The organism is Actinomyces ruminicola (assembly GCF_900103885.1).
GTDB lineage: Bacteria > Actinomycetota > Actinomycetes > Actinomycetales > Actinomycetaceae > Actinomyces > Actinomyces ruminicola.
The window spans coordinates 41,848-53,066 of sequence record NZ_FNIM01000003.1 but is presented as its reverse complement, the minus strand read 5'-3'; the positions used below and the strand labels follow the sequence as shown (position 1 = coordinate 53,066).

Here is an 11,219-nt window from a genome sequence, read left to right as displayed (position 1 = left end):
TGGCACACAGTGAGACTACAATGCACGTCGGCGTGCCACAGGTCACAAGCCGTGGCTAGGATATGACGCAAGAGGCCCCGCTCGTTCCCGGGCCCGCCGCACGACACCACAGGAGGACCTTCGTGGAAGACAGCATTATCTCCAGAATCCCGCTCTTCGAGGGGATGACTCCTCAGGAGCGGGAGGAGCTGCGCAACATGATGACGCAGACCACCCTGCGCCGCGGCGAGATCCTCTTCAACGAGGGCGACCCGGGCGACCGCCTCTACATCCTCCTCTCCGGCAAGATCAAGCTCGGCCACGCCTCGGCCGATGGCCGCGAGAACCTGCTGGCGGTGCTCGGCCCCGGCGAGGTCGTCGGCGAGCTGACCCTCTTCGACCCGGGCCCGCGCTCCACCACGGCGACGGCGGTCGCGCCCACCGATCTGCTGGCGCTGGAGCACACCCAGCTCATGAGCTTCATCGAGACGCACCCCACGCTCGCCAAGGACATGCTGCGCGCCCTGGCCCAGCGGCTGCGCCGCACCAACACGGCACTGGCCGACCTGGTCTTCTCCGATGTCCCCGGCCGCGTCGCCAAGGCCCTGCTCGACCTCGCGGACCGCTTCGGCTCGTCCACGGAGGACGGCGTGCACGTCCCGCACGACCTCACCCAGGAGGAGCTCGCCCAGCTGGTCGGCGCCTCCCGCGAGACGGTCAACAAGTCGCTGGCCGAGTTCGTCTCCCGCGGCTGGATCCGTCTGGAGGGCCGCGCCGTCACGCTGCTCGACGTCGACCGCCTTCGCCGCCGCGCCCGCTGACGCCCGATACTCTCCTGCCATCCTCCGCCTTCCCGGCGGGTGGGCACGAGTAGTACGCCGAAACCGGCACCAGTGGCGTGCCGGTTTCGGCGTTTGTGCGCGGTGGCCGCCCTGGGTGATTCAGCCCAGCGGGCGCTTCAGGTACGCGACCAGGTTGTCCGAGCCGGACGGGCCGGGTACCACCTGTACGAGTTCCCACCCGTCGGCGCCCCACTGGTCGAGGATCTGCTTGGTGGCGTGGATGAGCAGGGGAACGGTCGCGTACTCCCACTTGGTGGTGCTCGGGGCATTGCTGCTTGCGTCAGTCATGGCCCGAGCCTATGGGGACGACGCCCTTCGCCGAAAGCCTGGCGAAGAGGCTACCGGCGCAGACCGCCCCAGGCGCGCCGTCCGGCGGGAGTCATACGGACGACGCCGTCACCGCACGCGCGCCAGGATCCGAGGCGCCCGGCGGGCGTGGATCTCAGCCACCAGCTCGTCGTCCTCGCGGCGCAACCACTCGCTCCAATCGGTGACCTCGGGGAATCGCCGCAGCAGCGCCCGCCGCTCGCGCTCGGTGAGCCCTCCCCAAACACCAAAGCTCAGCTCCGAGTCCAGCGCCTCGGCCAGGCACTCCATGCGCACCGGGCAGGTGAAGCACAGTGAACGGGCATCACGCTGCTCGGCCCCTTTGCCGAAGAGCCGGTCGGGCGGAACGCTTGCACATGCCGCGCGGGCCGCCCAGGTCTGGTCGCTCGTCATTTCTCACTCCCCTGCCACCACAGCCAACTACAATGTCAGCCGCGTCACACCTAGACGGTATGACAACCGATGGTCATTTGCCAAATCCGTCTCTTTCACTGAGCATGCCCACCGTCTCCTCCAAGACGTTTTTCAGCCGGATCGCGTCGTAGCCCACTGCACCGGGAGGGCATTTGGCCGTAGTGTGGGCACATGTCGAAGTCTTCCTCCCGCGGCAGGTCACTGTCCTCCCCCGCCCAGGTCGTGGCGATGCTGCTGGTCTTCCTGCTCCTGTCCACCGCCGGCGGGGTGGTCGCAGCGGGCTTCGCCATGCCCGCCGTTGGGGTTGCCTCGGCCATCACCAAGGCCTCCGCGCAGATGTTCGATGAGCTCCCCGACGACTTCAACATCCTCGAACCCAGCCAGGTCTCGGTCATCAAGGCCTCCGACGGCACCCAGATCACCCAGTTCTACGCCGAGAACCGGATCGTCGTCTCCCTGGACGACATCTCCACCAACATGCAGAACGCAATCGTGGCGGTGGAGGACCAGCGCTTCTACCAGCACAAGGGCGTAGACCCGACCGGCATCGTCCGCGCCATCGTCTCCAACGCCTCAGGCGGCTCCCAGGGCGCCTCCACCCTCACTCAGCAGTACGTCCGCAACATCCTCATTGAGGCGGGCCTGCAGAACGACGACGACGCCGCAGTGGCGGCCGCCAAGGCGCCGACGGTGGCCCGCAAGCTTCGCGAGATCAAGTACGCGCTCACCGTCGAGCAGAAGTACTCCAAGCAGCAGATCCTCGAGGGCTACCTCAACATCGCCTCCTTCGGTCCCTCTACCTACGGCGTGGAGGCCTCCGCACAGCACTACTTCTCCCACTCGGCCAAGGAGCTGTCGGTCCCCGAGGCCGCGCTCCTGGCGGGCCTGACCAACGCCCCCGGCATGTATGACCCGGTCCAGTCCCCGGAGAGGGCGAAGTCCCGCATGGACTGGGTACTGCAGAAGATGTACGAGGAGGAGTTCATCAGTGCCGAGGAGTACCAGGCCGGACTGGACACCCAGATCGCGGACCTGTTGAAGATAACCGACTCCGTGGGTGGCTGCGGGGCCGCCGGCTCGGCCGCCTACTTCTGCGAGTACGTGGTCGGCGAGATCGAGAACTCGGACATCTTCGGCGCCACCGAGGCCGAGCGCCGCCAGCTCCTGCTGCGCGGCGGCCTGGAGATCACCACCACGCTGGACACCGCCAAGCAGGCGGCCGCTGACGCCGCCGTGCAGGCCTACGTGCCCACGGGTGACCCGTCGAACGTCAAGACGGCGCTGGTGTCGATCGAGCCGGGCACCGGCCGGATCGTGGCCATGTCCCAGAACACCAACTACGGCGACGCCACCGGCTCCGACCCCACCGCCACGCAGATCTCCTACTCGGCGGACTACCTGCACGGTGGTATGGAGTCCAACGGCTTCCAGCCGGGATCGGCCTTCAAGACCTTCGCCCTGGCCCAGTGGTACCAGGAGGGGCGGTCCGGATACACGGTCACCAACACCACGCCGCGCACCTTCTATTTCTCCGACTGGACTATCTCCTGCGCGCCCGACATCGCGCCCGCGTCCTGGGCGCCGAAGAATGCGAACAACAGCGAGAACGGCAGGCACACGGTGGTGGACAACACCGCCCTGTCGATCAACGTGGGCTACGCAGAGATGCTGGTGCAGATGGACGTGTGCTCCGTGACCCAGCTGGCGGCCGATATGGGCGTCACCAAGGCCAACGGGGACCCGATCGATCCCAACCCCTCCGTAGTGCTCGGCGGCACCGAGACCACCCCAATAGCCATGGCCAACGCCTACGCCACCTTCGCCGCCCACGGCGTGTACTGCACCCCCGTCGCCATCGACTCGATCACCGACGCCGACGGCAATGAGATGAGCACGCCGTCGGCCAATTGCAAGCAGGTCATGAGCGCCACCGCGGCGGACCAGGTGACCATCACGCTCCAGTCGGTGATGACCAGCAAGGGCACCGGCACGGCGGCCGCCCTGAGTGGCCGCCCGGTGGCCGGGAAGACGGGCACCACCGACGAGATGGACAACGCCTGGTTCGTCGGCTACACCCCGCAGCTGGCCACCGCCATCTGGGCCGGCCACTCCGACCGCTACTACGCGATGAACCACCAGTACATCGGCGGGCGCTACTACGCCACCATGTACGGCGCCGACCTGCCCGCACCCATGTTCAAGACCTACATGGACGCCGCTCTGGCCAACGAGCCCGTGATGGGCTTCAACCAGGTGAGCCTCGGCGCCGGTGCACCGTCCTCTTCCAACAACTCCGATGACTCCGCGCAGGCGCGGCAGACCTCGGCGGGTGGCCGCCATAACCAGCCGGATCAGCAGGAGAACACTGAAGACGAGCACGACGACTCCGACGACGAGGACTGATATGCCCTCCGCCCGCACCGCCCTGCTCGGCGGCCTGAGCGCCGGCGTCGGTCTGCTCGGCTATAGCCTGGTCGAGGCGCGCATGCCGGTACTGCGCCGCGTGGACGTGCCCGTCCTGGCCCCCGGCCAGCGACCGCTGCGGATCCTGCACCTGGCCGACCTGCACCTGACCGATCGCACCGAGGCCCGCGTGGCCTGGGTACGGAGCCTGGTCGGAACCCGCCCCGACGTCGTCGTCAACACCGGTGACAATCTCTCCTTCGCCAGCGGGCTGGAGCCGCTCGCCCGGGCGCTGGAGCCCTTCGTGCACTTGCCCGGAGCCTTCGTGATGGGCGACCACGACTACCGCACCACGGTGTTCAAGCTGCCCACCCGCTACCTGCGCCGGGATCCACGCTCCGGCGACGACCCCGAGCACGAGGCCGCCATCGAGGCGCTCCCCTGGCAGGAGGTCCGCGAGCTGCAGACCGCCGGCGGCTGGACCGACCTGACCAATGCGCGCGGCGCGCTCATGGTCGGCGAGCGCCGTATCGACCTGGTGGGGGTGGACGACCCGCACGTCGACCGGGACGAGTTCCCCACGGCCGCCCCGGCGGTCGACGGCGACGCCGCAGTGCGCGACTTCGCCGGCCGCCCGTTGCGGCTCGGCCTGGTGCACGCCCCCTACCGGCGGGTCCTGGACGCCATGGCGGGCGACGGCGTCGGGATAGCCTTCGCCGGGCACACCCACGGCGGACAGCTGTGCCTGCCCGGGTACGGGGCCCTGGTGACCAACTGCGACCTGGACCGCGGGCGTGTCTCGGGCCTGTCGCGCTGGCCGGACGCCCAGCCCGGAGGCCGGGACGCCGAGGCCATGTTCCTGCATGTGTCCGCCGGACTGGGCACGAGCCCATACACCCCGGTGCGCCTCGCCTGCCGCCCGGAGGCCACGCTGCTGACACTGCGTCCCGCCGAGTGACGCCGCCGGAAGGGGCCGCGGGACCTGTGCTCTCAGCCTCCCACCGTACGGCAGGTGACCGACCCCTCAGGAACACGATTTCCCACACCGGCGGAACGACGGATATAGTCATCCCGCACACGGGGTGTGGCGCAGTTTGGTAGCGCGCTTCGTTCGGGACGAAGAGGTCGTGGGTTCAAATCCCGCCACCCCGACGATAAGAAGGTCCATGAGCTTGCTCATGAGACCTTCGCAGAGGAGGGGGCAACAGGCCGCCAGGCCGAATACCCCGACGACGAGGACGTGCCTCGGCCGCCGGGGACGCCCTCCCGGCCAGCGTCCTCGCCTGGCGCTGGCTGTCTCCGCAGTCCCGTCCCAGACCTCACCCGGGCGGACCGTCATCCCATCATCGGGGGACGAGCCCGGGTTGCCTCGCGGCGCGTTTGCCAGCGCCGACGGCAGGCGCCACGTCCCCCCCTTTAGTCCGCGGCTGGCGGACGCGCACCAGACGGTGTCCGCGCTGTACTACCCTGATAGCGACGTCGGGCCGCGACGGGCCCCGGGCTCCAACATAAGCCGCCACGAGCGGCCATCGCGCCGACTGGCGCTCTCCGGCCCGACGTCCTCCAGCCCCGATCCCTACGCGCCATTGGCCGGTTTCGGCGGCACCGGCCTCAGCGCCCCTCTGACAGCATCGGGCGCTGCTTCTCAATGGCGACGGCGCGGATCTTGCCGCGCGGGCGCCGCGCCATGTGCACCACCATGATCTCCCCGGTCTTGAGCCAGGGATCCTGGTCCGGGACGGAGCGCAGGAGCTTGCCGGGAGCGTAGTCGGAGATGGCCTCCATTACGGTGGGCAGCACCGGGCGGTGGGTGCATACGGCTACCGGCACGTCCCGGCGCCGCAGCACCTTGGAGACCACCTTGCGGGCGGCCTTCGGCTTGGCGGCGTGCGCGGCCTCCGTCAGGGCCGGCTCGGCGACCAGCTCCAGGCCGGCCGCCTGCGTGTACGGGGCGACGGTGTCATAGCAGCGCCGCCACGGGCTGGTGATCACGTGGGCGACGCCGTAGGCGGCCAGCACCGGCACGAGTGCCCGGGCGCGCACCTCCCCCTGATCCTTGGTCAGCGGGCGCGTCGCCTCGTCGGTCTCGGCATCCCGTTCCTTGGGGCGGTTCCACACCGAGCGCTTGACGGCACGGGCATGGCGCACCAGCACGAAGGTCCAGGTGTCCAGTTTGCCGTCCTCCCACAGGTCCACCAGGGAGCCCAGCAGGTCGCGGTCGGCCGGATGGGTGAGCAGTGCACGGGCCTTCTTCGAGCGCACCCACTCGACGTCGTCGATCTCCGCGCCGTCTGCCGGGGCGACCGGGGGGCGGGCGCGCAGGGCCGGCGAGTCGCCCGTCAGCTCGCGGGCGGCCCAGTAGCGCACCTCCTTGCGGGCGCCGTCCGGCAGCCGGTAGCGAACCGTGTCCAGTGGCTGTCCCAGAGCCACCTGGATGCCGGTCTCCTCGGCGATCTCGCGCACCGCACAGGTGCGCACCGACTCGCCGGCCTCGACCTTGCCCTTGGGGAAGGACCAGTCGTCGTAGCGGGGACGGTGGACGAGGAGGACCTCCAGGTGCCCGCTCGCCTCGCGCCACACCAGGGCGCCCGCGGCGCGAACGGTGGGTCTCGCCTTGGATGTGTCTGCCATATCCGTTGCTTCCCGCCCGTCAGTGGCCGCCCCGCAGCCGCGAGCGCGCCCAGGTCATCAGCGTCGTCTGGATGTCCTCGAGCCGGTTGCCCTCGGCGTCGTGGGTGTGGCGGGTCCAGGTGCCATCGGGCTCCAGCCACCAGGAGGACACGGCGTCGCTGGCCGCGTGGGTGACGAGCCACTCCAGCTGGCCGATCATCACCGGATCGGTGATGCGCACCAGCGCCTCCACCCGGCGGTCGAGGTTGCGGTGCATCAGGTCCGCCGAACCGATGAACAGGTCGGTCTCGCCGTCGTTGCAGAAGGCGTAGATGCGGGAGTGCTCCAGGTACCGTCCCAGGATCGAGCGGACCCGGATGTTCTCGCTGAGCCCGGGCACGCCGGCACGCAGCCCGCAGATGCCGCGCACCACGATGTCGACGTCGACCCCGGCGCGACTGGCCCGGTACAGGGCGTCGATGCAGGCCTCGTCGATGATCGAGTTGACCTTGATGCGGATCCAGGCCGGCTTGCCCGCCCGCTTGTTGGCGATCTCCCGCTCGATGCGCTCAATGAGTCCGTCGCGCACGGTGCGCGGGGCCACCAGCAGGCGGCGGAAGCGGGCGCGCGGGGCGTAGCCGGAGAGCTGATTGAACAGGGCGGTCAGGTCCTGGGCGACGTCGCGATCGCAGGTGAGTAGGCCCAGGTCCTCGTATCCGCGGGCGGTCTTGGGGTGGTAGTTGCCGGTGCCGACGTGGCAGTAGCGGCGCAGCCCGTCGGACTCCTGGCGCACCACCAGCAGCAGCTTGCAGTGGGTCTTGAGCCCCACCATGCCGTAGACAACGTGCACACCGGCGCGCTCGAGCTTGCGGGCCCAGGAGATGTTGTTCTCCTCGTCGAAGCGGGCCTTGATCTCAACGATCGCCACCACCTGCTTGCCGGCCTCGGCCGCCTCGATGAGCGCGTCGACGATCGGAGAGTCCCCGCTGGTGCGGTAGAGGGTCTGCTTGATCGCCAGGACCTTGGGGTCGGCCGCCGCCTGGGAGACGAACTCCTGCACGGAGGTGGAGAAGGAGTCGTAGGGGTGGTGCAGCAGCACGTCGTGCTCGCGCATGGCGGCGAAGATATCGCCGGGGGTGCTGGACTCCTGGGGCGCCAGCCCGGCCGCGGTCACAGGCACGAACCGCGGGTACTTCAGCTCCGGGATGTCCAGGTCGTGCAGCTCGTTGAGGCTGGTCAGGTCCAGCGGCGCCGGCAGCTCGAAGACGTCGTCGTCGTGCAGGTTCAGGGCGCGCACCAGGTAGCGGCGCACGAAGGAGCTGATGGTGTCCTCCACCTCCAGGCGCACGCTCGCCCCGAAGCGGCGGCGCTCGAGCTCCTTCTCCATGGCGGTCAGGAGGTTCTCGGCGTCGTCCTCCTCCACCTCGAGGTTCTCGTTGCGGGTCACCCGGAACAGGTGGTGCTCGAGGATGTCCATGCCCGGGAAGAGGTGGTCCAGGTGCTGGGCGATGACGATCTCGATCGGGATGAAGGCGGTGCCCGCCTGCTTGTTCTTGGGGTTGAGCTCGCGCCCGGGCACAGTGATCAGGCGGGGCAGCGACTGCGGCACCTTGACCCGGGCGAAGTGCTCCTTGCCGGAGCGGGGGTTGCGCAGCAGCACCGCCAGGTTGAGGGACAGCCCGGAGATGTAGGGGAAGGGGTGCGAGGGATCCACGGCCAGCGGGGTGAGCACGGGGAAGATCTGGTGGCGGAAGTAGCGGGTGATCTTCTCGGCCTGCTCGGGCTCGAGCTGGTCCCAGGTGAGGATCTCGATGTTGTGCTCGGCGAGCTTGGGGCGGATGTCCTCCTGGAACAGGGCCGCCTGGCGGGTCATGAGCTCCTTGGTGCGCTCGGTGATGGCGGCGACCACCTGGTGCGCGTCCAGACCGGAGGCGCGCACAGGCGTGATGCCGGCCTTGATGCGCCGCATCAGCCCGGCCACGCGCACCATGTAGAACTCATCCAGGTTGGAGGAGAAGATCGCGGTGAACCAGGCGCGCTCCAGCAGCTGCAGGTCCTGGTCCTCGGCCTGTTCCAGGACGCGCTGGTTGAAGTCCAGCCAGGTCAGCTCCCGATCGGCGAAACGATCGGTGAAGGACTCCAGGGGCGGCAGGTCCTCCTCCGGGTTGGCGGCAGCCGCGGCGTCGTTGGCCCCGTTCGTGTCGGAGGAGGCCTCCGCGGGGGAAGGGGCGACGGCGGTCGGCTTCGGATCGGGCAGGGGCGCGGGATCCTCGGCGTCCAGGAAGCCGGTCTGCTCGTTGGCGTCGGGGGGAGAGACGGGGGCCGTCGCGGCGGTGTTGTCAGCGCCGACGGGGTCCGAGGCGTCCTCGTCGAAGTCCTCGTCCTCGTACTGGGGCCCGGCGTCGTCGGCGAAGTCGCGCGGGTCGGCGCTCTCAATGACGTGATCCTCAATGATCTCCTGGTCACTCAGTCCGGCGCCGGTACCGTCGGCCGAGGCAGCAGAGGGGAGCACCGGGGCGTCACCCTCCTCCGAGACGACCGACGCGGGGCCCGGGGCGGCCGCGTGTCTGGCCTGCGCACGGGCCCAGCCACCGAGGAAGGAGGCCAGAGGCGCGGAGGTCGTGGAGGGGGTGGCTTCGGAGTCGGGCGTCGTCATGGAGGAATCGTCCCACGTCCCGGCTCACAGCGGGCTATGAACCGCGCCGAGGAACCATGGGAGCGCGGCCGTGGGCAGCCACCCCACTCGAACCCGGCGCCGCCACGAGTCAAGCCCCGGCATCGAGGCCCGCACCGGATCCACCCGCGCCCGCCTGTCCGCTCAGTCCAGGAGGCCGGCGCCCGCCCGCCGGGCCGCTTCTGCGAGCTCATCGGCGGTGGCCAACAGGGCCGAGTCGCGGCGGGTGACCCGGTGCGCGAGCTCGTCGGCGTCGTCATCGATCCAGGTGGGATCGCTGCCGGCGGCCAGCGCCCGCAGGAAGCCCGCGGTGGCCGTCAGGACGGGGACGAGCGCGGGCACGGAGCCGTCGGTGCGGCCGGCGAGCACGCCGTCCAGGGCGGCGCGCACCCGCTCCGGCGAGGGCACGCGGCGGGCATCGGCCAGTGCGGCATCGAGACGGGCGTGGGCGGCGGCCGCCTCGGGCTCGCTCTCGATGGCGGCCAGGTCAATGACGGTGGCGTAGCGCCGCTCGACCAGATCCGGGTCACGACGGATCCATTCGCGCACGAGGAACAGCCGCCAGAGCGTGCCCGGCAGGGTGGTGGCGGGCGAGTTCGCCCACAGCTCGGCGACCGCGTCCACCCCGTGGCCGGCGACGGCGGCGACGACACCCGGACGGGTGATCCGTTCGACGGAGGCGTCGGTCTCAAGACCGTCCTCCGGGAAGCCGCCGACCAGGGCCTGTGCGGCGCGGTGGGCGAGCTCGGAGGTGACGGCGGTGTCCACGCCGCCCTCGATGTTCTCGGCGGCCTCGGGGTCGAGCCGGGCGGGACGATGGAACTGGCGGGCCATAGGAACTCCTAGTGATCCAGGTGGCGCCCGGGATTCCCGGGCACTTGGCGGTGCCGATGGCGACAGCCACGGCGAGTGGGCCGACGGCGGGTGCTGCAGCTGTCCCTCCCCATTGTCGCGCACCCGGGAGCCGGGTCCAGTACCGCCCGGCGAGGACGGTGCGCCAGGCGCCGTTGTGCGGCGATCCGCTATGCTGACGGCGTCGTCGGCGCCTGGGCTCTGCCCCGACCGGCGGCGGGCCCCTCTAGCTCAGTTGGTCAGAGCTGCGGACTTTTAATCCGAAGGTCGTGGGTTCGAGCCCCACGGGGGGCACCAGCAGGCGCCTGACCCCGTGCCGGTGCCGACCGGCTCCCGAAACCGACGCCACATCAAGCCCGTAGCCTGCCGCAGCCCCACAGCATTCCGAGCGACACTGCCGCGAGAATTGCTGCGAGCGGAAGCATGAAGAATGCCGCCGCGGCGTCGGCACCACCCTCGACGGCCAGCTCAATGGCCCCTTCGAGCAGCATCAGAGAAAACACTCCAAGCAGCACGCCGACCACATTGAGCACAACCGCCAAAATGGCCTTCTTCATCGTTTCCCCTCCCCTATGCAGCTCTCGTCATCCCCGAATCAGCGCCTGATGCACACCGCGGTAACGCCGCGTGAGCGCCAGCGATCGGCTCCGCCAGCCGCTCGCCGGCGCGAGCACCCACCACCCCGCCACCAATGCTTCAAGCGCCACCGCGGAGCGTGGCGTGGCGGACCGGCCGCCCCACCACGCCCGCCCTCCTCACCTCCTGCGGGCGACCGCCAGGTAGATGTAGATGGCGATCATGGCGGCGATGACCGAGAGGATCCAGCGGATCCAGTCGATTCCGGGTGTGTCGGCCACACCGATCATCTCCGACAACCAGCCGCCGACGAAGGCGCCGACGGCACCCAGAACGATTGTCCACAGAATCGACAGGTTCTGGTCGCCCCTCATGATCAGCCGGGCCAGGGCACCGATGATGCCGCCGAAGATGATCATTCCAATGAGTTCACCCATGACGCTTTCCCCTCGGGTTGTGCTGAACGTTGTACTCGGCGCAGCAAAACACCACACTGAGCACCGGCGCCCTCCACGCCTGTAAGCAACATACACCACGCCTTT

General features: G+C 69.5%; 10 protein-coding genes and 2 tRNA genes. 5 read left to right on the top strand and 7 right to left on the bottom strand.

The window, feature by feature from the left end; translation table 11 throughout:
* The first annotated feature begins 122 nt into the window (after positions 1–122).
* Positions 123–800, top strand: coding sequence for a Crp/Fnr family transcriptional regulator (locus BLR49_RS04470; protein ID WP_092534071.1), 678 nt, complete (start codon positions 123–125; stop codon positions 798–800).
* Between the two features lie 120 nt (positions 801–920).
* Here the strand turns inward: BLR49_RS04470 and sp36 are convergent, their stop codons facing one another.
* Both sp36 and BLR49_RS04460 read right to left on the bottom strand, forming a co-directional pair.
* On the bottom strand, positions 921–1,109 hold the full coding sequence (gene sp36, locus BLR49_RS04465; RefSeq protein ID WP_092534067.1) for a Sp36 family protein: 189 nt from the start codon (positions 1,107–1,109) through the stop codon (positions 921–923).
* Between the two features lie 108 nt (positions 1,110–1,217).
* Positions 1,218–1,541, bottom strand: a complete 324-nt coding sequence (locus tag BLR49_RS04460) for a WhiB family transcriptional regulator (protein ID WP_092534064.1) — start codon at positions 1,539–1,541, stop codon at positions 1,218–1,220.
* 192 nt (positions 1,542–1,733) lie between these two features.
* Here BLR49_RS04460 and BLR49_RS04455 point away from each other — a divergent pair, with 192 nt between their 5' ends.
* The 3 genes from BLR49_RS04455 to BLR49_RS04445 all read left to right on the top strand — a co-directional run bounded on the left by BLR49_RS04455 (position 1,734) and on the right by BLR49_RS04445 (position 5,117).
* Complete coding sequence (locus BLR49_RS04455) at positions 1,734–3,965, top strand: transglycosylase domain-containing protein (RefSeq protein ID WP_092534061.1); 2,232 nt, start codon at positions 1,734–1,736, stop codon at positions 3,963–3,965.
* A 1-nt stretch (position 3,966) separates the two neighbouring features.
* Entirely contained in the window at positions 3,967–4,923 is a 957-nt protein-coding gene (locus tag BLR49_RS04450) for a metallophosphoesterase (RefSeq protein WP_245690443.1), read from the top strand.
* 120 nt (positions 4,924–5,043) lie between these two features.
* Positions 5,044–5,117, top strand: a tRNA-Pro gene (locus BLR49_RS04445).
* Between the two features lie 459 nt (positions 5,118–5,576).
* Here BLR49_RS04445 and BLR49_RS04440 read toward each other — a convergent pair.
* The 3 genes from BLR49_RS04440 to BLR49_RS04430 form a co-directional block, all read right to left on the bottom strand.
* Positions 5,577–6,596, bottom strand: coding sequence for an NUDIX hydrolase (locus tag BLR49_RS04440; RefSeq protein WP_092534058.1), 1,020 nt, complete (start codon positions 6,594–6,596; stop codon positions 5,577–5,579).
* 19 nt (positions 6,597–6,615) lie between these two features.
* Positions 6,616–9,231 (bottom strand): RNA degradosome polyphosphate kinase, encoded by a 2,616-nt coding sequence (locus BLR49_RS04435; protein WP_092534055.1) that lies wholly within the window; start codon positions 9,229–9,231, stop codon positions 6,616–6,618.
* A gap of 162 nt (positions 9,232–9,393) precedes the next feature.
* Positions 9,394–10,083 carry a hypothetical protein gene (locus BLR49_RS04430; protein ID WP_092534052.1) on the bottom strand — a complete coding sequence of 230 codons (690 nt, stop codon included), beginning with the start codon at positions 10,081–10,083 and terminating at the stop codon, positions 9,394–9,396.
* 238 nt (positions 10,084–10,321) lie between these two features.
* On the opposite strand from BLR49_RS04430, the gene BLR49_RS04425 reads away from it, so the two are divergent.
* A tRNA-Lys gene (locus tag BLR49_RS04425) sits at positions 10,322–10,398 on the top strand.
* 53 nt (positions 10,399–10,451) lie between these two features.
* Here BLR49_RS04425 and BLR49_RS04420 read toward each other — a convergent pair.
* Both BLR49_RS04420 and BLR49_RS04415 read right to left on the bottom strand, forming a co-directional pair.
* Positions 10,452–10,658, bottom strand: coding sequence for a hypothetical protein (locus BLR49_RS04420; RefSeq protein WP_092534049.1), 207 nt, complete (start codon positions 10,656–10,658; stop codon positions 10,452–10,454).
* A 198-nt stretch (positions 10,659–10,856) separates the two neighbouring features.
* Positions 10,857–11,114 (bottom strand): GlsB/YeaQ/YmgE family stress response membrane protein, encoded by a 258-nt coding sequence (locus tag BLR49_RS04415; protein WP_092534046.1) that lies wholly within the window; start codon positions 11,112–11,114, stop codon positions 10,857–10,859.
* Positions 11,115–11,219 lie beyond the last annotated feature (105 nt).